Source organism: Rhizobium sp. RSm-3 (assembly GCF_001854685.1).
Taxonomy (GTDB): Bacteria; Pseudomonadota; Alphaproteobacteria; order Rhizobiales; family Rhizobiaceae; genus Rhizobium; species Rhizobium ecuadorense.
Window position 1 is genome coordinate 123,835 of the sequence record NZ_MAWZ01000057.1, and the last position, 22,496, is coordinate 146,330.

The 22,496-nt window shown below is 61.2% G+C and carries 23 protein-coding genes; 8 read left to right on the top strand and 15 right to left on the bottom strand.

Annotated elements, in window-relative coordinates; all coding sequences use genetic code 11:
- The first annotated feature begins 13 nt into the window (after window positions 1–13).
- The 4 genes from BBJ66_RS27810 to ligD all read left to right on the top strand — a co-directional run bounded on the left by BBJ66_RS27810 (window position 14) and on the right by ligD (window position 4,965).
- Window positions 14–928, top strand: coding sequence for an SMP-30/gluconolactonase/LRE family protein (locus tag BBJ66_RS27810; RefSeq protein ID WP_071091490.1), 915 nt, complete (start codon window positions 14–16; stop codon window positions 926–928).
- A gap of 252 nt (window positions 929–1,180) precedes the next feature.
- Window positions 1,181–2,365 carry an MFS transporter gene (locus tag BBJ66_RS27815; RefSeq protein WP_049735800.1) on the top strand — a complete coding sequence of 395 codons (1,185 nt, stop codon included), beginning with the start codon at window positions 1,181–1,183 and terminating at the stop codon, window positions 2,363–2,365.
- 206 nt (window positions 2,366–2,571) lie between these two features.
- Complete coding sequence (locus BBJ66_RS27820) at window positions 2,572–3,777, top strand: MFS transporter (RefSeq protein WP_071091493.1); 1,206 nt, start codon at window positions 2,572–2,574, stop codon at window positions 3,775–3,777.
- Window positions 3,778–3,909: 132 nt separating this feature from the next.
- The gene (gene ligD / locus BBJ66_RS27825; protein ID WP_071091496.1) at window positions 3,910–4,965 is read left to right on the top strand and encodes a non-homologous end-joining DNA ligase; all 1,056 of its coding nucleotides are present in this window, start codon (window positions 3,910–3,912) and stop codon (window positions 4,963–4,965) included.
- 19 nt (window positions 4,966–4,984) lie between these two features.
- Here ligD and BBJ66_RS27830 read toward each other — a convergent pair whose 3' ends face one another.
- The 6 genes from BBJ66_RS27830 to BBJ66_RS27855 are packed head-to-tail and all read right to left on the bottom strand — an operon-like array spanning window position 4,985 to window position 10,029.
- Complete coding sequence (locus BBJ66_RS27830) at window positions 4,985–5,293, bottom strand: YciI family protein (protein WP_071091499.1); 309 nt, start codon at window positions 5,291–5,293, stop codon at window positions 4,985–4,987.
- Window positions 5,290–6,138 (bottom strand): dioxygenase family protein, encoded by an 849-nt coding sequence (locus BBJ66_RS27835; protein WP_071091502.1) that lies wholly within the window; start codon window positions 6,136–6,138, stop codon window positions 5,290–5,292. The genes BBJ66_RS27830 and BBJ66_RS27835 overlap by 4 nt, the downstream gene beginning before the upstream one ends.
- A gap of 20 nt (window positions 6,139–6,158) precedes the next feature.
- Window positions 6,159–7,217, bottom strand: a complete 1,059-nt coding sequence (locus BBJ66_RS27840; RefSeq protein WP_071091505.1) for a maleylacetate reductase — start codon at window positions 7,215–7,217, stop codon at window positions 6,159–6,161.
- Between the two features lies 1 nt (window position 7,218).
- The gene (gene tsdA / locus BBJ66_RS27845) at window positions 7,219–8,199 is read right to left on the bottom strand and encodes a gamma-resorcylate decarboxylase (protein WP_071091507.1); all 981 of its coding nucleotides are present in this window, start codon (window positions 8,197–8,199) and stop codon (window positions 7,219–7,221) included.
- A 47-nt stretch (window positions 8,200–8,246) separates the two neighbouring features.
- Entirely contained in the window at window positions 8,247–9,479 is a 1,233-nt protein-coding gene (locus tag BBJ66_RS27850; protein WP_071091509.1) for a flavin-dependent monooxygenase, read from the bottom strand.
- A 10-nt stretch (window positions 9,480–9,489) separates the two neighbouring features.
- Window positions 9,490–10,029: a flavin reductase family protein gene (locus BBJ66_RS27855; RefSeq protein ID WP_071091511.1), complete on the bottom strand. Its 540-nt coding sequence runs from the start codon at window positions 10,027–10,029 to the stop codon at window positions 9,490–9,492.
- Window positions 10,030–10,230: 201 nt separating this feature from the next.
- Here BBJ66_RS27855 and BBJ66_RS27860 point away from each other — a divergent pair, with 201 nt between their 5' ends.
- The 3 genes from BBJ66_RS27860 (at window position 10,231) to BBJ66_RS27870 (ending at window position 14,697) form a co-directional block, all read left to right on the top strand.
- A complete protein-coding gene (locus BBJ66_RS27860) occupies window positions 10,231–10,683 on the top strand; it encodes a MarR family winged helix-turn-helix transcriptional regulator (protein WP_071091513.1) in 453 nt (150 codons plus the stop codon).
- A 183-nt stretch (window positions 10,684–10,866) separates the two neighbouring features.
- A complete protein-coding gene (locus BBJ66_RS27865; protein ID WP_190238049.1) occupies window positions 10,867–12,162 on the top strand; it encodes an MFS transporter in 1,296 nt (431 codons plus the stop codon).
- Between the two features lie 492 nt (window positions 12,163–12,654).
- The gene (locus tag BBJ66_RS27870; RefSeq protein ID WP_071091519.1) at window positions 12,655–14,697 is read left to right on the top strand and encodes an SPFH domain-containing protein; all 2,043 of its coding nucleotides are present in this window, start codon (window positions 12,655–12,657) and stop codon (window positions 14,695–14,697) included.
- Between the two features lie 43 nt (window positions 14,698–14,740).
- On the opposite strand, the gene BBJ66_RS27875 is transcribed toward BBJ66_RS27870, so the two are convergent.
- The 4 genes from BBJ66_RS27875 to BBJ66_RS27885 form a co-directional block, all read right to left on the bottom strand.
- Window positions 14,741–15,022, bottom strand: a complete 282-nt coding sequence (locus BBJ66_RS27875) for a hypothetical protein (RefSeq protein WP_049735812.1) — start codon at window positions 15,020–15,022, stop codon at window positions 14,741–14,743.
- 173 nt (window positions 15,023–15,195) lie between these two features.
- Window positions 15,196–15,660 carry an NUDIX domain-containing protein gene (locus BBJ66_RS27880; protein WP_071091523.1) on the bottom strand — a complete coding sequence of 155 codons (465 nt, stop codon included), beginning with the start codon at window positions 15,658–15,660 and terminating at the stop codon, window positions 15,196–15,198.
- A 24-nt stretch (window positions 15,661–15,684) separates the two neighbouring features.
- Window positions 15,685–15,849: a hypothetical protein gene (locus BBJ66_RS35100; protein ID WP_184341287.1), complete on the bottom strand. Its 165-nt coding sequence runs from the start codon at window positions 15,847–15,849 to the stop codon at window positions 15,685–15,687.
- A 138-nt stretch (window positions 15,850–15,987) separates the two neighbouring features.
- Window positions 15,988–16,386 (bottom strand): RidA family protein, encoded by a 399-nt coding sequence (locus tag BBJ66_RS27885; RefSeq protein WP_071091526.1) that lies wholly within the window; start codon window positions 16,384–16,386, stop codon window positions 15,988–15,990.
- A 130-nt stretch (window positions 16,387–16,516) separates the two neighbouring features.
- Between BBJ66_RS27885 and BBJ66_RS27890 the strand changes: the two genes are divergently transcribed.
- Window positions 16,517–17,110: a TetR/AcrR family transcriptional regulator gene (locus BBJ66_RS27890; protein ID WP_071091529.1), complete on the top strand. Its 594-nt coding sequence runs from the start codon at window positions 16,517–16,519 to the stop codon at window positions 17,108–17,110.
- 49 nt (window positions 17,111–17,159) lie between these two features.
- Here BBJ66_RS27890 and BBJ66_RS27895 read toward each other — a convergent pair whose 3' ends face one another.
- The 5 genes from BBJ66_RS27895 to BBJ66_RS27915 all read right to left on the bottom strand — a co-directional run bounded on the left by BBJ66_RS27895 (window position 17,160) and on the right by BBJ66_RS27915 (window position 22,494).
- A complete protein-coding gene (locus BBJ66_RS27895) occupies window positions 17,160–17,840 on the bottom strand; it encodes a redoxin domain-containing protein (RefSeq protein WP_071091532.1) in 681 nt (226 codons plus the stop codon).
- A gap of 116 nt (window positions 17,841–17,956) precedes the next feature.
- On the bottom strand, window positions 17,957–18,874 hold the full coding sequence (locus BBJ66_RS27900) for a carbohydrate ABC transporter permease (protein WP_049735817.1): 918 nt from the start codon (window positions 18,872–18,874) through the stop codon (window positions 17,957–17,959).
- A gap of 10 nt (window positions 18,875–18,884) precedes the next feature.
- Window positions 18,885–19,817, bottom strand: a complete 933-nt coding sequence (locus tag BBJ66_RS27905) for a carbohydrate ABC transporter permease (RefSeq protein ID WP_049735818.1) — start codon at window positions 19,815–19,817, stop codon at window positions 18,885–18,887.
- Between the two features lie 147 nt (window positions 19,818–19,964).
- Complete coding sequence (locus BBJ66_RS27910) at window positions 19,965–21,269, bottom strand: ABC transporter substrate-binding protein (protein WP_049735819.1); 1,305 nt, start codon at window positions 21,267–21,269, stop codon at window positions 19,965–19,967.
- A gap of 157 nt (window positions 21,270–21,426) precedes the next feature.
- On the bottom strand, window positions 21,427–22,494 hold the full coding sequence (locus BBJ66_RS27915; protein ID WP_071091535.1) for an ABC transporter ATP-binding protein: 1,068 nt from the start codon (window positions 22,492–22,494) through the stop codon (window positions 21,427–21,429).
- Window positions 22,495–22,496: the final 2 nt, after the last annotated feature.

Consider the following 22,496-nt stretch of genomic DNA (forward strand, 5'->3'; position numbering starts at 1 on the left):
CGGAAAGACCGCCATGGCCGAGGCCAGCATCTACGAAATTCACGACCCGCGCTTCCGGCAACTGATCGTGACGAGCGCCGGCCTCGACGAACTCCATTCCGGCTGCCGCTGGGCGGAGGGTCCCGTCTGGTTCAACGATGCGAACCAGCTTCTGTGGAGCGACATTCCCAATCAGCGCATGCTGCGATGGACGCCGGAGAGCGGCGTCTCCGTCTATCGGCAACCCTCGAACTTCGCCAACGGCCACACGCGCGACCGGCAGGGACGGCTGATCTCCTGCGAACATGGCATGCGCCGCGTCACGCGTACCGAGGTCGACGGCTTAATCACCGTGCTCGCCGATCGTTTCGAAGGCGCCAGGCTCAATTCGCCGAACGACGTGGTGGTGAAATCCGACGGCACGATCTGGTTCACCGACCCCACCTACGGCATCATGTCGGATTATGAAGGCTATCGCGCCGTGCCGGAACAGCCGACCCGCAACGTCTACCGGCTCGATCCGGCGACCGGGGGGCTTGCCGCTGTCGCCACCGATTTCATCCAGCCGAACGGCCTTGCCTTCTCCCTCGACGAGACAATTCTTTACGTGGCGGATTCGGCTGCAAGCCATGATGAAAGCCTGCCACGCCATATAAGGGCTTTCGACGTGGCCGACGGCAACAGGCTTGCGAACGGCCGCGTCTTCTGCCTGATCGACAGCGGCATTCCGGACGGCATCCGCACCGACGTGAACGGAAACCTCTGGTCGAGTGCTGGTGATGGCGTGCATTGCTTCGATCCGGCCGGCAAACTGATCGGCAAGATCCGCGTGCCGCAAACCGTCGCCAACCTCACCTTCGGTGGTCCCAAGCGCAACCGGCTGTTCATTGCGGCGACGCGTTCGATCTATTCGGTCTATGTCGCCGTCAGCGGTGCTCAAATGCCGTGAGAGCGTGATTCTGCTCGGCGTTTCGCTATCGTCGCTGGAGCGGCGGGCCGCTGGAACGGAGCCGCAGTTGCGGTTGGTGCTTTAGACCGCCAGCATCGGCTAGGCAGAAACGCCCGCATACGCCGGTCCCTAAGATCGCTTGCTCCGTCGCATCTCCTCAGAAAAAAGTTTTGATCTCCGCCCCTGTGAGTTAGACATCACAAATCCGAAAGCGCGCGTTCGGCTTCGAGCGTCAATTCCCGGAGTTGCATCATGAAAATCGCGCCGCAGCAGCGGATCTATGTCTGCTTCTTTCTCTTCGCCGTGTCGCTGGGGGCGCTGTTGTCGAGAATGCCGGATTTGCAGGTTGCGCTTGGCGTCGACAAGTCGGAGCTTGGGTTGACGTTGATCGGGGCTGCGATCGGTGCCTTGATTTCGTTGACTTTGTCTTCGCCCGTGATCGCCCGGCTTGGCGCGCGGACAACGGCATTCATTACTGTTCTCGGCACGTCTGCGCTGCTGTCGCTGGTGCCGTGGATTGGTGCGGCGCCGGTCGTGTTCTGTGTGCTTTTCGTCGAGGGGATGCTCGCCGGGGCGCTGGAGATCAATCTCAATGTCGAGATTGATCGCATCGAAGCACAGTTAGGACGCGGCGTGATGAACAGGGCGCATGGTTTCTGGAGCCTCGGCTTCTTCGTCACGGCGCTTGTCTCCTCAGTCGTCCGCCAAGCCGGTATTTCGATGCAACTCCATCTCGCCGTGACCTTTGCCGCGGTGCTTGTGCTCGGCGTCTGGGCGATTTCAGGCATGCGCAATGCGCCCGCGCGGTCCCCGTTGAATGAAGGCAAGGCGCCACTGGTGGCGCTTCCCACCCGGAGCCTCATGCCGCTCTGCGTGATCGGCATCGCGGCCTTTCTCGTCGAAGGTGCAGGGATCGACTGGTCGGCGATCTATATGCGCGACGTGTTTTCAGTCGAGCCCTTCATTGGCGGACTAGGATTGACGCTCTTTACTTTCTGCATGGCACTGGCGCGCCTGTTCGTCGATCCGCTGGTCGATCGGTTTGGCCCGCGTGCCGTCGCCACGATGTTGCTTGTCCTTTCGGCGATCGGCATTTGCGCCGTCTGGGGCGCTCCGCATGCCTATGTGGCACTGGCGGGCTTTGCCTTGATGGGCGCCGGCTGCAGCGCGGTCTATCCTCTCGCCGTCTCGGCGGCGGCCCAGCGCACAGATCGCGCGGCGCATCTCAACGTCGCCGCCCTTGGCCAGATGACCTTCGTCGTCTTCTTCCTGGCGCCGCCGCTGCTCGGTTTCATTGCCGAACACGCGGGCATCAGGACATCCTATCTCGTCTGCCTTCCGTTGATCATCTACGCGCTCTTTTCGGTCAAGGCGCTTGCTCAGCGCCGGGCGGCCTGCGACGGCAGCGTTGCGAGCGTTCGGAGCGTCAACGGGTGATCGGTCGAGCTGGTTGTTTCGGCGGCTCGATCGGTTCAGCGAAAAGCATAGGCGAGCACGCCGTAGCGCGTGCTCGGCGCTCCCTTAACTTGTATAGGTTTTAGGCAGCCGGCGTCGCAGATCCGACAGTCCGCCGGCTGCCCATGCTAGATGATCATCGCGTCGAGCGGGAGCGCGAACACGGTTGCCAACAGAGGTCGATCATCATGACTAGCGTGCGTATCCAGGATAACGTCCTCGTAGCCGTCATGATCGCCTGCGTCGGCACGTGTTACGGATTCGGCCTCAGCCTTTTTCCTCAGATCATCCCCGACATGCGGAAAGATCTTGCCTTCGACTATGCCTTCGTCGGCACGGTCACCGGCCTGGTGCAGTTTTCCACAGTCGCATTCGCCGTGCTCGCTACCTGGCTCGTCCATCGCATCGGCGCCGCACGGACGGTGGTGGCGTCCGTGTCGCTCTGCGGGCTCTGCCTGTCGAGCATCCCCATCAGCGACAATCTCTATGTGGTTGCCGGCCTGCTGATGATCGCCGGCGCGACTGGCGCATCGACTTTCGTGCCGATGATTAATCTTGCCTCGCGGGTGGTAAGAGCAGAACAGCGCGGCTTTGCCATGAGCCTGATCTCCAGCGCCCCGGCCTTTGGCGTCCTCATCAACAGCGCACTCGTGGCGGCATACGCCGGAAGTGGTCACTGGCAGATGGTCTGGTTCCTCACAGGCGCGGCCACGATTGCACTGGCCGTTGTCACCCACATTCTCTTCGGGCGGGCCGGCCTCTTCGACAGCGGGACAAGTCACGAAACGCTGGCGCCAACTGCCGGCGGTTCATCAAGCCTGCGCTCCATCATGCCATGGGTGACGCTGATCTTCGCGCTCGGCTTCATCAACGGCCTGATGCCATATCCCTATCTCACCTATCTCTCGCCGTTCCTGCGCGAGGAACTCGGCTACTCCGTCGGCTTTGCCTCATGGCTATGGGCAACGATCGGGGTGGTGGGGATCAGCGCAGGCTTCGCCATTGGCACAATATCGTCCCGTCTCGGATCGCGCTATGCCATGCTTACCTGTTACTCAAGCTTCCTCGCCGCCGGCGCCCTCTTCGTCCTCGATCCCTCGATGGAACTCTCGATCCTGTCCGGGATCTTCTTTTCGCTGGGCTTTTATCCGATCTATGGCTTGCTGCCGGCCTACGTCTCACATCGCGCCACGCCCCGCGTCGCGGTGACTGTCTTAGGCATCTGCACCGTGTTCCAAGGCATCGGCGGCACGACAGGGAACTTCTTTGGCGGCGTGATCAAGACATCGACGGAGAGTTTCAGCGGCATCTATCTCGCCGTTGCAGTTACGGCCGCCGTCGCCGCGGCGATGACGATCTCGCTGCCGAAGGACCAGCGTGTACAGGCCGTGTAGCGTCTGCGGCGCCAGGCTATGGTTCTTGCCGAAATACTCGCCGGACCTAGATCCGATTGAGCAGAGTGGGAAAGGCGACATCGTGTTTGGAGAAGAGCCTGAAAACCAGTCCGGGAAGGACAGACAACGATCATGACGCGCTCGCGCCGCCCCTCATTGCCATTCCTCAACGAGTCCAACGCGACGCTGCAGTCTCGTCCGATCCGCAGGCGCGATCCCGACCAGCCAAGCCTTCCGTTCGATCCAATGCCGGTACGGGTCGAGCCCTGCCTGGCGCTGTTGAAACCCAGCGTGCCGATCGGGCCGGATTGGCTCTACGAGGCGAAGTGGGATGGCTACCGGCTGGCGGTCCACATCGAGCCGAAGGGCGTTCGTGTCATCACCCGCGGCGGCCATGACTGGACGCACCGCTTTCCCACCATCGCCGCGGCCGCCAAGGAACTTGGCGTGACCACCGCCATACTGGACGGGGAAGCGGTGGTTCTCGACGAGCACGGCCGATCGGATTTCGGCGCGCTGCAACGTTCGCTCGGCGGTCGCGGTGGCAAGCGGGCTTCGAGCGAGTCCATTCTCTACGCCTTCGACCTTTTGTATCTTGACGGGCATGACCTCACCGGCACCGAGCTTGCCGTGCGCCGTCACCTTCTTGAAGACCTGATACCGGAAGGCGGCAATCGGACGATCCGCTTTTCCGAAGAAATAGAACTGCCTCCGGAAGAGCTGCTCGAGCACGCCTGCCACCATCATATGGAAGGCATCATCGCCAAGCATCGCGACCGGCCCTACGGCAGTGGCCGCACGGGCGACTGGCTGAAGATCAAATGCGTTGAGAGCGAGAGCTTCATGATCGTCGGTTACGAACAATCGGCAGCCGCCCGCGGCGGCATCGGCAGCCTGCTGCTCGCCGGCAAGAAGGGTTTCGACTGGATTTCCGTGGGCTCGGTCGGAACTGGTTTCAGCGCCAGCGAAGCCGAGCACCTGAAAAAGACGCTCGACCGGTTGAAGACCAACCGGCCGGTCGTTCCCCTGAAGGGCAAGCGCTACGTCTTCGTCCAGCCGACCCTCATCGCCGAGATTGAGTTCCGCGGCTGGACGGATGACGGCAGTCTCCGCCATGCGTCGTATAAGGGGCTGCGCGAGATTCAGGACAATGCGGCCGTGTTCGATATGAACGGCTTCGACCGTTGAGGTCGGCGATCGTCAGGTTTCAGCCGCCGTCGGAGAGCCTTTCCAGAAGAAGCCCCAGGGTGGGCCGCCATTCGAAGATCTCGACGCTCGCGTAAACACCGGAGCGGACAAAGGGGTCTTCCGTGCTGAAGGCCTCGAACTCGGCGAGCGTCTCGACCTCCGCGATCACGAGGGCGGTTGAACCCCTGCCCTCCGCCGGCGGCGCGGAAGGGCCGGAAAGCAGGATGCGGATCGCCGCGCCTTGCAGATGGGCCTTGTGTTCCTCGAGCAATTGCGAGCGTTCTGCGGCCTTGCCGGGGTCGGATACCGCATGGCGGGCAACGATCATCGTCTGTCCTCCACTGGCGTCAGCACGAAATCGAAGTCGGAACGCCAGATGGTCGGACGATCTATGCGCTCGAAAGGCGCGACAAGGCTGCGTTTTACGCCAAACACCGTATCGGATTCCAGATAGGGATCGTCGCCGACGAACGTGTGGGTTACGAGCTTCTGATAACCCGGAGCCGTGATCAGGTAATGGGTGTGGGCGGGACGGTAGGGATGGCGGCCGAGGGATGCCAGCATCTGGCCGACCGGGCCGTCATCCGGGATCGGATAGGAGACCGGCTTGATGCCCACGAAACTATAGGCGCCATCTGCGCCGGTGACGAAAATGCCCCGGTTGTTCCATTTCGGCTGGATATCCGGCTGCTGGACGTCGTAGAACCCATCCGCATTATCCGACCAGACATCGATCCGTGCTCCCTCGATCGGATTGCCGTTAAGATCGAGCACCCGCCCGATGAACAGACAACTCTCGCCCTTGCCGTCGATCGAGATGTTTTCACCCATATGCCGTATGGGCGCCCCTTCGACATGGAACGGCCCGAACACGGTATTCTCCGTGGCGCCCGGCGGGCGCCGGTTGTTGATCGCATCCACCAGCATCGAGAAGCCCAGCGTATCGCTGAGCAGGATGAACTCCTGTCGCTCGTCATGACAGAGATGGCCGGTTCGGGTCAGGAAGCCGATGGCCAACGCCCATTCCTCCTGGCTCAGGCTGATATCCCTGGCAAAAGCATGCAGATGTTTGACCAGCGACGCCATGATTTCGGCCAGGCGCGGATTGATGTCCCGCCCCATGCGCGCGTTGACGGCTTCCACGGATCTCTCTTCGCTGAAATATTCAGGCACGTGGCCATCCTCCTGAGGCGTTAACGCGGCCGCGCGCCCTCCCAGGCGCTCTGCAACAAAGCCCGGATCGCTTTTCCTTCGATCGGACGCGGGTTCCAATAGGGATTCCGGGCGGCGATTTCGGCCGCGCGGTCCAGATCGGCCTCCTTCATACCGAGATCTCGCAGCGCCAGGGGGGCGCCGATCGAAGCGGCAAAATCATAAAGACCGCGGCCGAGCGAGCCGCCGAAAAGCTCGGCGGCGGGCCTTAGCGCATCCGTTGCGGCTGCGGCGTTATAGTCAGCGGAATGGGGAAGAACGACCGCATGGGTTTCGGCATGCGGCAGATCGAAGCTGCCGCCGAGCGTATGGCAAAGTTTGTGATGCAGGGCCATCCCGACCGTTCCGAGCACCGTGCCGCACAGCCAGGACCCGTAAAGCGCTTCGCTTCGCGCTTCGATGTCCCGAGGGGCTTGGACGATCTGAGGCAGAGCGTGCTTCAGCGCCCGCAGGCCCGCGATCGCCATCATTGACGAGATTGGATTGCGGTCCTCTGCGTAGAGACCTTCGACCGCATGCGCCATTGCATTGAGCCCGCTGCTGACGCTGATCTCGACCGGCAGGCTCAATGTCAATTCAGGATCGTAGATCACCACCTCGGGCAGGATGCTCGCTCCACGCACAGTCGTCTTCTGGCCGTTCTCCGTCTGGCCGAGGATCGGTGTGACCTCCGAGCCCGCATAGGTCGTCGCCACCACGATCTGCGGTGCGTCGTTGCGATAGGCGATCGCCTTGCCGAGGCCGATCGTCGATCCGCCGCCGATCGCGACGACGCAATCGGCACCGGCTTGGTTGTATCTAGCCATCGCACGTTCGGTCACATCGACCGGCGTATGCATCGCCGCTTCGTGGAACAGTCCCGCCGCAAGCGGGCCGAGGGAGGCAGCGATGCGTTCTGCCTCTAGCTTCTGGTGTGGGGTCGAAAGGATCAGGGCGCGTTTGCCGCCCTGCTTTGCCACCGCCTCGGCGAGACGGCTCAGTGAGCCGCTCCCGAAGATGATCTCAGCCGCGCTGGCCGTATATCTGAAAGGTGCGACCATGCTATCGATCGAGTTTGAACAGTGAAACCGCATTGGTGCGACCGATCTTCAGCCGGTCGGCTTCGGAAATGGTGGCGCTGTCGAACCAGTTTGCAGCATGGTCGATGTTTTCGAATGGCCAGTCTGTCGAAAACAGAATTCTGTCCGCGCCGATTTCCAGCATAGCATCGATCAGCGATTGCGTGCGGAAATTCCCCGACGTCGTGATGTAGAAATTCTCGTTGAAATAATCGGCAATCGGACGTTTGGCCGGATAGTTCTTTTCCACCTTGACCCAGGCATTCCGGTTGTCGATACGCCACATCATGAATGGCAGCCCCTCGCCCATGTGACCGACGATGATCCGCAAAGCCGGATGTTCGTCGAACAGACCGGATCCCATCAGGCGCAGCGCATGAACTGCGGTCTCCTGCGCGAACGCCCATGTCGGACCCATCAGCCAGGAGTGGCCGGCATAGATCCGGCTGTCCTGCGGCAGCGGGTTGCGCGGATGCAGATAGAAGGGAACGTTGAGTTTTTCGACTTCGGCCCAGAACGGACGGTATTGCGGCAGGTCGTAATAGAGCGGCGTCGTTCCGTCGCCCTCCTGCGAGAAGCCGTTGACCAGTGCGCCGACGAAGCCCAGCGTCGTTACGCAGCGCTGCAGTTCCTGCGTTGCCGCATCCGGATCCTGCAGGGGCAAAGCGGCAAATCCCAGAAAACGGTTGGGGTTCTTGCCGCATTGCTCCGCCAGAAAGTCGTTGGCGCGCCGGGAAACCTCCAGGGCCTTGGCCTTGTCCGGGATCGCCTGCACGGCCGGAGCATTCAGCGACAGGATCATTTTCTCGATGCCGTGGGCATCCATCAGCCGCAAACGCTTGTCCTGGATATCGAGAAGGCGGGCGGACAGTTCAGTCCAGTAGTCGCCCGGCACGAATCCAGCCGAATCCTGCAGCGTCTCGGGAATGGCGAAATGTTCTTCAAGCGCGATCTTGCCTTGCACGATATGCTCTCTTTCCTGTCTTCGATCGAAACGATGAGGGTGGCGGGTCAGAATTGTCCCTTGGGCGGAAGGCCGAGCAGCTGCTGGCCGACCATGGTGCCGACGGCATCCCAGTTCATGGAAATGTGGCGCGCAACGGCATTTGCGTCACGCCAGGCGCGCTGAACCGGGTTGGACATCTGCAGGCCGAGGCCGCCTGTCGATGCATTGAGTGCCTCTGCGGCCCGAAGCGCCAGGCTGACCGCAAAGGATTGGCTGCGGCGGGCGAGAATCCGATCTTCCCCAGTGATTTCGGCGGCGCCATCCTCGCGGGCCTGGGCCAATTGCTGCGCCCGGGCAATATCGCGCAGAAGGATTTCGCGGGCGGCATCGACGGATGCGGAGGCTTCCGCCACGCGAAGTTGGATCGTCGGAAACTCCGCGATCTTGTTGTTGCCACCGGCAACCGCACCCCGTGTCACGCGGGTCCCGATGTGGCCGATATAGCTGTCGAGTGCGCCCTTCGCCGCACCGACGGCGGCGCTGCCGAGGCAGAAGGGAATGCCCATGAGGAGCGGAATGTTGAAAAGGCCGATGCCCTTGTAGCCACGCCCGCCCGGCGTTCTGCCGGAGGTCGCATCCGCAAAGCTCAGCATGCGGTATTCCGGAACGAAGACCTCTTCGAGGATCAGGCTCTTCGAGCCGGTGCCGGCGAGGCCGACGACATCCCAGGTCTCGGCAATGGTATAATCGCCGGCGGGAACCAGAAGAAACGCCGGCACCGGACGCTCCCCCTCGCCTTTCGGCGGAATGATCGCCGCACAGAGCGCCCATCCTGCATTTTCGCATCCGCTGGCAAAGGCCCAGTCGCCGGATAGCCGAAAACCACCCTCGACGCGTTCAGCCATGCGGACCGGCGCATAGGAACCGCAGAGCAGCGCATCCGGATTGCCGCCCCACACGTCCTGCTGAACCCGTTCGTCGAACATGGCGAGCAGCCATTGATGCGCGGAAAGCAGGCCGGCCACCCAGCCGGTGGAGGCACAGGCCGACGACAGTTCGATATTGGCATCGACAAGCTCGGCAAACGATCCTTCGGCGCCGCCGAAACGGGCAGGCTTGACGATATCGAAATAGCCGGCCGAGCGCAGCAGATCGATATTCCGCGCCGGCACGCGGCCGGATTTTTCCGTATCGCGCGCACCGGCACGGATTTCGTCCAGTACCGGGACGATGCGATCGGCAAGACATGCGGTCTCGACCCGCGCCGAGGCGGGAAACAGGGCGGCTGTATTGTTCATGGAACGACCTTCAGTTCTGGGATGCGGGAAGCGCGTGCTGTGGCGCGCAATATTTCGAGTTCTCGTACATCAGCGCGACGGTGTCTTGGGAAAGACGAGTATCCACCACCTGCCCGATGAAGATCGTATGCGTTCCATAAGGAACGACGCCCATGCGGCGGCAGACGACTGAGGCATGGGCGGTGCCCAGCACCATCATGCCGCGCTCATGGCGGACCCAATCGGCAGCGTCGAACCGGCGCTCGGGCGCAATCTTGCCGCTGAAACCTTCCGACACGGCGGCCTGCCTGTCGGTCAGAATGCTGACCGCGAATTCCGGCACTTCAAGCAGCATGTCATGCAGGTAGGTGCGATTGTTCAGGCAGATGAGCAGAGAGGGCGGATCCATCGAAAGCGATGTGACGGCCGTTGCCGTCATTCCATGATCCGCACCGTCGCGGCAGGCGGAAATGACCGTCACCGTCGCAGGGAAACGGCGCATGGTCGATCGAAACGCATCGCTGATTGGTGCGGGGGCCGGCGCTATGCCGAGGGCAGCAGTGGCAGACATGATTTCCTCCCGTGTCTCCTCGGGCATCAAATTATTGCATATGCAACTATTGTCAATGCAAATTTATAACTCGGGCGGGAAAATGTCTGGTCTGCCCTGCCGTTCTCGGCGGCTGAAAGCCTATCATGTTGTCATCCCGGCAATTTAGGTGCATGTCGGAGGAAGCCTTCAGCAAGCCGAATCCCGCCAGCAGACAGAGACATGTACAAACTTACCGATTCCGTTCCTTATCTTCTCAACCGCGCCGGCGTGCGGATAGCCGAGGTGTTCTCGCAGCGAATTGCCGAAGACAATCTCAGCGTGGCGATGTACCGGGTTCTGGCCATGCTCAAGGAGCGTCGGGAGAGCACGCTTGGAGATCTCGCCGACGTCGTCTCCGTCGAGATCTCGACGCTGTCACGCCTCGTCGGCACGCTGGCCAAGCGCAAGCTGGTGTCGAGAACACGCCCGGAAGACAATGGCCGTATCGTCATCGTCAGGCTGACACCGCAGGGCGAGGCGCTGACCGAAAAGCTGATGCCGCTTGCCGTGGAGCTTGAACGCACTGCGGTTCAGGGCATGTCGGACGAGGAGGTCGCAGCCCTGAAGAATGCGCTGCGCCGCATGCACGCCAACCTGCCGGCAATATCCCAAAAGGGAAAAGCTGGCGGCTGATAAGTTTGCAGTTGCAAATATTTTATTCGCAAGTATTTAATAGCGTGTCGTCATTGTCTTGACATCGCCCGCTCGTGGGTGAGTCTGGCGCTGGGAGGAACCACGCCGGCAATGACCGAGGAGGATTTGTACATGGATTGAACGCGGACCTGCCGCTGGCAGGAGCGGACTTCCTGTACTCAAATGTATGGGGAGGGAAAATTGGCCATACAAGATCTCGCTATTTTCAAGGAACGCGTTCGCAGCCCGAATATCATCATCGCGCTTTGCGGTCTGCTGATCCTGTTCGACGGTTATGACCTGATCGTTTACGGCGCAGTCGCTCCGGCATTGCTCGCCGAAGCCAGTTGGGGCCTGACGCCCGGCATGGTCGGACGCGCTGCCGCCATCACCCTGTTCGGCATGCTGCTCGGGGCTCTCGTTGCGGGAACGCTCGCTGACAGGATCGGACGCCGCAAGGTCATCATCGGCAGTCTGCTGAGCTTCTCCATCATGATGATCGGCAGCGGGCTGGCGCCGAACTTTCCCGTTTTCGAGGGCACACGCTTTCTTGCCGGCCTGGGCCTCGGCGCTCTTTTTCCGACGGTAACCGCATTGATCATCGAGTTTTCTCCGCCGAAGCGGAAGGCGATGGCCTATTCGATTGCGCTTCTCGGTTATCTCGCCGGCGGCATCATTTCGGGCATACTCGGAATGTTGCTGATACAGAAATACGGATGGCGTCCGCTGATGATCATCGGCGGCGCACCGATCCTGCTTCTGCCTTTCTTCATCCGCCTCATCCCTGAATCTCCCGAATGGCTGGCAACGAAGAACCGCCAGAGCGAAGCCAACCAGATCGCAGACCAGTACGGGCTGCCCAATCCTATCGCCAAGCCTATTGTACAGGTCGGCATCCGGTCGCTGTTTTCCGAAGGTCGCCTGCTGCCGACCTTGAACGCATGGGGCATCCACTTCTGTTCGCTGCTGCTGACATTCGGTATGGTCAACTGGCTTCCGACCATCATGAACAAGATGGGCTATGACCTCGGTTCCGCTCTCCTCTTCTCGGTAACCCTCAATCTCGGAGCCGCAGTCGGCCTGCTGATTGGCGCGAGGATTGCCGACCGCGGCAATGTCAAGGTTGTTGTCGCAGGCATGTTTCTGCTCGGAGCCTGCTCGATCTGGCTGCTGACGCAAGTGGATCAGGGCCTGCAGGTGTACGGCCTCGTCGCACTTGCGGGTACGGGAACGATCGGCACGCAAATCCTCGCCAACATTCTTGTTGGAAACCTCTATCCGGTCGAGATCCGTGGAACCGGCCTCGGCTTCTCGCTTGGCATCGGCCGTATCGGCGGCATGATAGGACCGGCCATTGGCGGTGCTGTCCTGGGTGCCGGCCTGGCTCCGCAGTGGAATTTCTACATCTTCGCAACTGTCGGAGCTGTCGGATGCGTCCTTGCGCTCATGACATTGCTCTATCGCAAAAAGGTTGACTGATGGCCGGATTGCCGGCAGGCCTGACAGAGCCTGCCGGCAATGCAGATTTCGTGGAGCCAGTTCGGCTCGGGGAGCGGGTCGCTCAAGGCCGCGCTTCAGCAACATCGGGCACATTCATCTCAACGAAGGCGCCGGCTGAAACAAACGTCCTGAACTGAGTAATTCAGTAGAATTGAATGCTCGAAATATCGAAATCGCTGGAAGTACTTGCCTGATTTTACTGTCGAGCGTCTTTAAACGTTAAGGCGCAATCCCTACGTCCTCCATCGTCATGTCTATCAAGGCGACACCGATGTGAGACCATAACGACCGCACCGTTCCTCGGTGGGGACGAGGGATCCGCGGTCATTTTCCCAGACAATGAGCAGCCCAAGTATTCGATACCCTAGGTGCGTCGAACGAACAGGCGCGCCATCTCCCCGTCTTATCAACCAAACACCAACCGGGCGGCCATCGGGTGGAACGAACCCGTGCGCCCATACGAGAGAAAAGATGGATACGTTACAATATCTGAGCCCGATGGGGTGGAAGGCGATCGGAATCGCCGTTGCGCTCATCGTGCTGGCAACCCTGTTCCGGTGGAGCGGCGTGATCCGCTATATCCCCAACGACAGGCTCGGCATTCTCGAAAAGCTGTGGAGCTTTCGCGGCTCCGTCGATAATGGCTTCATTGCGCTCTATGGCGAGGCCGGCTTCCAGCCGGACGTCGTGCGCGGCGGCCTGCATTTCTTCATGCCGTTCCAGTATGCGATGCATCGCGCCAATCTCGTGACCATTCCGCAGGGCCAGATCGGCTATGTCTTCGCCCGCGATGGCGAGCCGTTGCCGCCGACTCAGACGCTTGCCTCGAATGTCGACGCCGATGATTTTCAGGATGTGCGCGGCTTTCTGACAAAGGGCGGTCAGAAGGGGCCGCAGCGCAAGATTCTGCGCGAAGGCACCTATGCCATCAACCTGGCGCAGTTCATCGTGCTGACCGCCCAATCGACCTATTCCGTCAACCTGAACGCGTCGGAACAAAGACTGTTTGCCGACATGTCCACCTTGATCACCGAGCGGAACGGTTTCGAGCCCGTCGTCATTCATGACGCCGAGGACCTGATCGGCATCGTCACCATCCATGACGGTCCGGCGCTGCCGGATGGAGAGATCATCGCGCCGACCGTTGCCAACAACCCTAAGGATTCGAACTTTCACAATAATTTCCAGGACCCGGAGAAGTTTCTCAATGCCGGCGGTTATCGCGGCCGCCAATTGCAGGTGCTTGCCGACGGCAGTTATTTCCTCAACCGCATCTTTGCGACCGTCGAACTTGTGGAGAAGACCATCATCGAGGTCGGCACGGTGGGTGTCGTCGTCTCTTATACCGGCCGGCGAAGCGCCGATATTTCAGGCCAGTCCTATCGCCATGGCGAGCTGGTCGAGACGGGCGCACGCGGTGTCTGGTCGACGCCGCTTCTGCCGGGCAAATATGCGTTCAACACCTATGCCGGCAATATCATCATCGTGCCGACCACCAACTTCGTGCTCAAATGGACGAAGGAACAGTTCGGCGAGCACAGGCTGGACGAGAATCTTTCCGAAGTGTCGCTGATCACCAAGGATGCGTTCGAACCGGTGCTGCCGCTCTCGGTCGTCGTGCATATCGACTATATGAAGGCGCCCCTCGTCGTGCAGCGTTTCGGCGATATCAAACGGCTGGTCGAACAGACGCTCGATCCGATGGTTTCGGCCTATTTCAAGAATATCGCCCAGACCAAGACCTTGATCGAACTGCTGCAGGAACGCAGCGAAATCCAGCGCAAGTCCGGCGACGAAATGCGCGAGAAGTTTAATTCCTACAGCCTCGAACTGCAGGAAGTGCTGATCGGCACGCCGCGCGCCAGCAATGGCCAGAACAGCATAGAGCAGATCCTGATCCAGTTGCGCGAGCGCCAGATCGCCGTTGAAAAGGTCGAGACCTATAAATTGCAGGAGGCGGCGGCGATCCAGGAGCGCACATTGCGCGAAAAGGAAGCGCTTGCCGAACAGCAGGCCAAGATCACGACATCGGCGCTCACCATCGAGATCAGCGAGAACGAAGGCAAGGCGCAACTTGCCCGCACCCGCCAGCAAGCGGAGACCATTCAGGTTACCGCCAAGGCCGAAGCGGAAAAGGTGCGGCTCGCCGGTCTGGGTGAGGCCGACCGGATCAAGTCGATCGCACTTGCCGATGCCGAGCGCATCAAGGCGACCGGTTTGGCCGATGCCCAGAAGGTGCGCGCCGTCGGTCTGGCGGAAGCTGAGGCGACAGAGAAGAAGGTTGCGGCCTTCGGTGGGCCGGATTATCAGCTCCACTCGCAGGTGCTGATGCGCTTCGCCGAGGCGATCGAAAACGGCAGGCTGCCGCTCGTGCCGCAGATCCAGGTTGGCGGCGGCGGCGAAAAGGGCGCCGCCAATGGCCTGGTGGAAATGATGCTGTCGATGCTGGTCGCCGATCGGCTTGGACGACCGGCTTCACCGGCTGCGGTGCCAGCGCCAGTCGAGCAGCAGTGAGTACCGACGGGCCGGCTCTGCCGGCCCGATTTTGCGCATGGCGCTAATGCTTCATTCCGCTTGGTTTTACCCTGCTGGAGAATTGGTGGACGAGCATGATACCCTGCTCGAGAAGCAGCTCGGCCGCCCGCAGGTCGCGCGGCGCAAGCTCCCCCGATAATCCCCGGATCGTGTTGGCGATGCAGATGGAGTTGGCGACGAAGCGGGCGTCGCCCGCGTCTTCGGCCTCCTCGGCGGTTGCCTCAAGGGCGTCGGCGACGGTGTCGAGCAGGCTCGACCGCTCGATAAGCGTCATGTCGTTGAGGGTTTTCGATATGCCGTTCATGATTGTCTCCTCGCGCGTGCCCAAGCCGGGTCGGAGCGCCGATTTTTTCGATTGGAGTCAGATGGCTGTGACTGTCAGATGGAGATGGATGTCTGCAGAAGCAACGCATGGCTGCCGCGCGCCTCACGCATGCATGCGGCGAGACGGGCGGCTCGATCATCATTTCGCGCCGATCACTCCTGATGCTTCAGCAGGTCGGCAAGCATCGGTCGCTGTCCTTTCAACAGCTTCGTTCCCGCCTCGGCCAGGGAAAACCAACCCGCGCGGTCCACCTCCGGAAAGCTCTTTATCGCTCCCGATCTCGGCGGCCATTCCATTTGAAATTCAGAGCTTCGTATCGCGTTCACGTCCAATACCGGATCGGCTTCGACCGACCACGCGACGACGATCTTGCCGCCCGGCTGCCGGTATTCGCCGAGCGGCGTGAACATGCCGTCGATGGCGACACCCAGCTCTTCGGCCGTCTCCCTCATTGCCGCCGCCAGTTCATCCTCTTCCGGCTCGATCAATCCCTTTGGGATCGACCAGGCAGCTTCGTCCTTCCCCGCCCAGAAGGGACCGCCTGGATGGACGAGAAGGACTTCGAAGTCGTTGGACACGCGCCGATAGATGAGAAGTCCGGCGCTGCGGATTGCCATTTCCTTGTGCTCTTTTCGCTGTGATTACGAGGCCAGGCATTCCTCGCAAATGCCGCAGCCGTCGTCGTCCATCCACCGGCACCGGCGTCTGCAGCACAGGCAGACACGGCCGTCGGCCTGGTCTTTTGTGTCTTCCGGAGGAATGATCTCGATCGCCGTATCGAGTTGCGTGTCAGCCACAAGTTCCATCTCGTCGCTCCATCAGTCTGTTCGACATGAGATAGGAGCGGCGAGCGATGTCGGCAAGTTCTCGACGCCGGCCAGCGGCTCGGTGAAAGTCGGGCGCTTCCTGCTGGAGGGCGTTTCTCCGTGTCGGGGGTGGTGATGTCAGCTGCCTGCCGGAATACGGGCGATGACTTTTATCTCGAAATCGAAGCCGGCGAGCCAGTTGACGCCGAGCGCAGTCCAGTTCGGATAGGGCGGCTTGCTGAAAATCTCCTGCTTGACGGCCATGATGGTTGCGAACTGGTTTTCAGGGTCGGTGTGGAAGGAGGTGACATCGACGATATCATCCAGCGTGCAGCCGGCGGCACTCAGCGTGGCCTTCAGATTTTCAAAGGCCAGCCTTACCTGGCGTTCGAAATCGGGTTCGGGTGTGCCATCCGAACGGCTGCCGACTTGTCCGGACACGAACAGCAGATCACCGGATCGGATCGCGGCGGAATAGCCGTGCTCTTCGTAAAGAGCATGTCTGCCGGCAGGAAAGATTGCTTCGCGTTGGGTCATTCTGGTCTCTCTTTTTGTTGGCAACGAGCAATGAGCGCACTGTTATATACGGTGCGTATGTGTAATATGGGACATACGCGACGTATGTCAATCTCATATACGCTGCGTATGTGAAATTTGAGAGGGTCGGATGGCGAAACCACGCAGCGAAACCATGCGGGAAAACCGCGTCAAGTTGATCGCGGCGGCGCGAAAGGCCTTTGCGGAAAAGGGATACGCTGCAGCCTCGATGGACGAGTTGACGGCGGACGCCGGCCTGACACGCGGCGCGCTTTACCACAATTTCGGCGACAAGCGCGGACTGCTGGCGGCAGTCGTCGAGCAGATCGACACGGAAATGGCGGCGCGCGCCAAGGAGATCGGGGCTCGGGCGGGCAATGATTGGCAGGGCCTGCTTGCTGAGGGTGCGGCCTATATCGAGATGGCGCTCAATCCGGAAGTCCAACGCATCGTTCTGCTCGACGGACCGGCGGTGCTAGGCGATCCCTCGCAATGGCCGAGCCAAAACACCTGTCTGCAGGTAACCAAGAGCGCCGTGGAGCGCCTGATCGCACAAGGCATACTCAAGCCGCTTGACGCCGAAGCGGCGGCCCGGTTGTTGAGCGGCGCGGCGCTCAATGCGGCTCTCTGGATCGCCGCCAGCGAAAATCCGCAAGGCGTGCTGCCGAAAGCGGTCGAGGCCTTTCATGCCTTGGCGGCAGGTCTGCTTTTGCAGCATTTGTGATCTGCTGGAGCGCCGAAAGTGTGAGCGGGTTTCGGACGAGATCGTGCTCTCAGTGCCCAAGGCTGCCGGCGGCGGTGATGATCTCCGCCGCGGTCGGGAAGACGGAGAGGCTGTTCGGCCCGTCGAGCGCCTCTATTCGTGCCCAGCCGATGATGCCCTCGGCATTGACCAGAAAGTGCCCGACGAGCTGGGTCCCGTGGTTCGCGAAGATCGCATGATCGGCTTCGGTAAGTTCGAAGCCGTCCTTGGCGTTGAGTATTGTGTTGGCTTCCATCGGGTGGAGCGGTTCCGGCAGTTCGCCGGTGGGGTTGATGCGTGCCGTCTGGAACTGCGCCATCGTTGTGCGATAGGGCCATTCGGGCTGCTCGTCGCTGCCATCGGGCAGGAACTCGGCATGCGGCACACCATAGGCCCGATGCGTGCGGCAGTCGGGGTCGCAGAGAAGCGTTATCGGCGTCGGCCGGTGGCGGAAATACAGCCGGGCACGTTCCGCCGGCGTATTGATAACCGCCACCGTCTCCACGCCGGCGGCGCGCAGCGTCGGCTCGACGCCGGCAAGCTGTTCCAACTGACGCCGGCAGAATGGGCAGTGCAGCCCGCGAAAGAAGCCGATCAGGAACGGGCGGCCGCTCAAGTCGGCGAAAGAGACCGTTCCGTCGAAGTTGGCCGTGGCCAGTGCGAAGCCGGGCGCGGCTTCTCCAGGTTGCAGCGGGCGTTTCTGATCTCCCATGGAATAATTCCTTTATCGTATCGTCCGCGGACAACCGAAATTGAACTATACCACGTGTCGCAAGAAGGCTCGACGTTGAGACCGCCGAATGTGGTTGGGCATACCGTTTGCTGCTGTCACTCCTTCACCGCACCCGTCATCGAGGACACGTAATAATCCACGAAGAACGAGTAGAGGATGACCACCGGCAGCGAGCCGAACAGAGCGCCCGCCATCAGCGCCCCCCATTCGAAGACATCGCCGCGCACCAGTTCGGTCAGCACGCCGACGGGAATGGTTTTATTCTCCGATGACTGAATGAAAGTAAGGGCATAGATGAATTCGTTCCAAGACAGCGTGAAGGCGAAGATCCCGGCCGAAATCAGCCCCGGCACGGCGAGCGGCAGGATGATCTTGGTGAGAATCTGCCACCGGTTGGCGCCGTCCACCAGCGCGCTTTCCTCCAGCTCGAACGGGATCGAGCGGAAATAACCCATCAGCAGCCAGGTGCAGAAGGGGATGAGGAAGGTCGGGTAGGTGAAGATCAGCGCCAGCCGGGAATCATAGATGCCGAGCTTGAAGACGATGAAGGCAAGCGGGATGAAGAGGATCGACGGCGGCACGAGATAGGCGAGGAAGATCACCAGGCCGACCGAACGCGAGCCGGTGAAGCGGACGCGCTCGATGGCATAGGCGCCCAGGACCGACGCCACCAGCGAGAGGAAGGTGGAGCAGACCGCCACCAGCATCGTGTTCCACAGCCAGCCCGGATAGGATGTCTCGAGGAACAGGTATTTGATGTGCGCGATCGTCGGCCCCACCACCCAGAACGGGCTGTAATTGCTATAGTCGGTCAGCTGCTCGTTGGGTTTCACCGCGGTGATCGCCATCCAGTAAAACGGGAAGAGCAGCACGAAGACGAAGACGGCCATCGGCAGATAGAGCATCACGATCCGCCGCGGCAGACGGTTCAGATAGCTCATGCCTTCGGCATTGTCGGTCACGACCTGGTCGGCGGTGTTTGCCTGATGAGCGGTGTTCGAATGTGTCGACATCGTCATTCTCCTAATCTTGGCCGCCCTGCTGCCATTTGCGCCGCTGCAGGCCGAAGAAGCTGAACATGATCGCGCCCAGCAGGAAGGGCACCATGGCAACGGCGATCGCCGCACCCTCGCCCAGCTGGCCGCCGGGAATGCCGCGCTGGAACGAGAGCGTCGCCATCAGATGCGTCGCGTTGACGGGGCCGCCCTTGGTCAGCACGTAGATGAGTTGGAAATCGGTAAAGGTGAAAAGCACCGAGAAGGTCATCACGACGGCGATGATCGGCGTCAGCATCGGCAGCGTCACATAGCGGAAACGCTGCCAGCTGGTGGCACCGTCGAGTGAGGCTGCCTCCTGCAGCGACGCCGGGATCGTCTGCAGCCCCGCAAGCAGCGAGATCGCCACGAAGGGAATGCCGCGCCAGACATTGGCGACGATGACGGATATGCGGGCATTGATCGGATCGCCGAGGAAGTTGATCGGTCCGCTGATCAGCCCCAGCTTCATCAGCGACCAGGAGATGATCGAGAACTGCGAATCGTAGATCCACCAGAAGGCCAGCGCCGAAAGCACCGTCGGCACCACCCAGGGCAGCAGGACGATCGCCCGGAAGAAGGATTTGTAGGGCAGGTGCTGGTTGAGCAGCATCGCCAGCCAGAGGCCGAGCGCGAATTTCAGCACAGAGGCGACGAAGGTATAGAGAATGGTGTTGAACACCGACAGCCAGAAGACCGAGTCATCCATCAGGAACTGATAGTTCTCCAGCCCGATGAAGATGCCGTCGCGGCCGATTCTGGTGTCGGTGAAGCCGAGCCAGACGCCGAGCCCCAGCGGGTAGGTGAGAAAGCAGACGAGGAACACCGCCGCCGGCAGCATGAACAGGAAGCCGAGCACATTGTTGTTCTGCAGGAGCGAAGAGACCGGCCCACGTCCATTCCCCGAATTTGCCATCGACATTGCTTATCTCCAGATCGCGTTTGGACTCCCGGAGGAGCTTGCGGCATGCCGAAAGGCCGGCATGCCGCGTACTTGTCTGTTGTTTCCATGCATGTCGTTATCCCCGGAACCGCTACGCACTTCCGGGCGACATGCATTAAGCGGGGCTCAGACGCGATAGTAGCGGTTGGCCCGGCGCTCAGCTTCCTTCATCGCATCCTCCGGCGACATCTGGCCGGTGACGGCGGCGGCGTACATGTCGACCAGAACATAATCGGCCATGGTTGCCGCCGAGGCGTAGCCGAGCGGGCCGGCATAACCGTTCGGGCGCAGTTTTTCCGAGGCGCGTGCATAGGGCGCGTGGACCGGATCGGCGGTCCAGATCGGGTTCTTGGCGAAGGCCTTGAGCGGCTGGCAGCAATAGGCGCTGGAGCCCTGGATCCAGGCATTCATCTGGTCGGCTTCCATCATGAACTTGATGTAGGCCTTGGCCGCCTCAGGATATTTTGTGTGCTTGAAGAGCAGCAGCGAACTCGTCTGGCAAAGCTCGACGCTCTTGCCGACCGGGCCGATCGGGAAGTTCGTGGTGCGGATATCCTTGGCGATCTCGGCGAGTTTCGGGTCGTTCTTGGCGGTGTAATAGACCGAGACGCCGTTGGCGATCAGCGAGACCTGGCCGGCCAGGAAGGCGCGGTTGTTGTTGACGTCCTGCCAGCTTTCCGTGCCCGGAATGAAGGTCGCATAGAGCTCCTTGGCATAGTTGATCGAGGCCAGCGTCTCCGGGCTGTTGATCGTTACCTTGCCGCCTTCGTCGACCATCTTGCCGTTATGGCTCCAGAGCAGCCAGTGGGCGTAGTTGTTGCCGTCGCCGACCGCCTTGCCGTGCGGGAAGCCGGCGGGCGTGCCCTTTGCCTTCATCGCCTTGCAAAGCTCGAGGAAGCCTGCGGTGTCGTTCGGGAATTCGTTGAAACCGGCGGCCTTTACGTGGCTGTCGCGATAGACGACGGCATTGCCGATCGCCGTCAGCGGCATGGCGATGAAGGTGTCGCCGCGTGTCGCGTACCCCTTCACGCCGTCGTACCAGCCCTCATACTTGTTGCCGAGATAGTTGCCGAGTTCGGTGAGATCGACCAGCTTGTCCGGATATTGGTGGGCGTCGTCGAACCAGCACATGATGAGATCCGGGCCGGAGCCGACATTGGCGGCGACCGCTGCCTTCGGGCGGATGTCTTCCCAGCTTTCCTTGTCGATGCGCACTTCGACGCCGGTCGCTTCGGTGAACTTCTTGGTGTTGGCGATCCAGGCCTCCTCGTCGCCCTTGACGAAGGGCGTCCAGCGCAGCAGCCGCAGGCTGGCGCCGCTTTCCGGCGTGTAGGTCGGCTCGGCCTGCGCAAAAGATGGCTTGATGCCGAAGCCGGCAGCGCCGGCAACGGCTGCCGATGCAGCAAGAAATTCACGTCTCTTGATCGTCATGAGATTCCTCCTCATTGAAACAGCGGGAGCAATTCTCCGGCGTCCACCTCCCGCTTGGGTGGACGGCGGCCTGGCATCCCCGGAGCGGAAGCGCCCACGGAATGCCTGCGCTCCGGCGGCGGGGAAGGCTCCTCCCCTCCCGCGCCGCCGGATGGCATCAGTCGGTCAATCTCTGTCCGCCTTCGGCATCGAAGAGATGGACGTGCGAAGCGTCGATCGCCACGCGGATCGCTTCGCCAGGGCGGGCATTGACGCGCTCCCGGAACACGCAGCTGACATCGCTGCCGCCGAGGCGAACGGTCAGATGGGTCTCATAGCCGGTGGGTTCGATCACCACGATCTCGGCCGGCACACCGTTCGGATCGAGCGAGATATATTCGGGGCGCAGCCCATAGACGAGTTCGCGGCCCACCGCACTTGCCGGCGGATCGGCGACGGGCAGCCGCGTGCCGTTGGCGGCGACGAACTGGCGGACGTCTTCCGGATCGAGCCTGCCCTTGATCATGTTCATCGCCGGCGAGCCGATGAAGCCGCCGACGAAGAGATTGGCCGGCTTGTCGTAGAGCTCCAGCGGCGATCCGATCTGTTCGACGATGCCGTCATGCATGACGACGATCTTGTCGGCCATGGTCATCGCCTCGATCTGGTCGTGGGTGACGTAAACGGTGGTGGTTTTCAGCCGCTGGTGTAGCTCCTTGATTTCGGCGCGCATGGCGACGCGCAGCTTGGCATCGAGGTTGGAGAGCGGCTCGTCGAACAGGAAAACTTCAGGATCGCGCACGATCGCCCGGCCCATGGCGACACGCTGGCGCTGGCCGCCGGAAAGCTGGCGCGGATAGCGGTCGAGCAATTTGTCGAGGCCGAGGATGCCGGCGGCATATTTCACCCGCTTTTCGGCCTCTGCCTTCGGCGCCTTGTTGAGCATCAGCGAGAAGCCCATGTTCTGCTCGACCGTCATATGCGGATAGAGCGCATAATTCTGGAACACCATGGCGATGTCGCGGTCCTTCGGCGGCAGCGTGTTGACCACGCGTCCGCCGATCTTGATCTCGCCGCCGGAAATGTTCTCGAGCCCCGCCAGCATCCTGAGAAGGGTCGACTTGCCGCAGCCCGAGGGGCCGACGAGGATGACGAATTCCCCATCGGCAATGTCGATGTCCACCCCCTTGATGACAGGATGCACACCGAAGGACTTCCGCACATCTGCGAATTGAACGCCTGCCATAC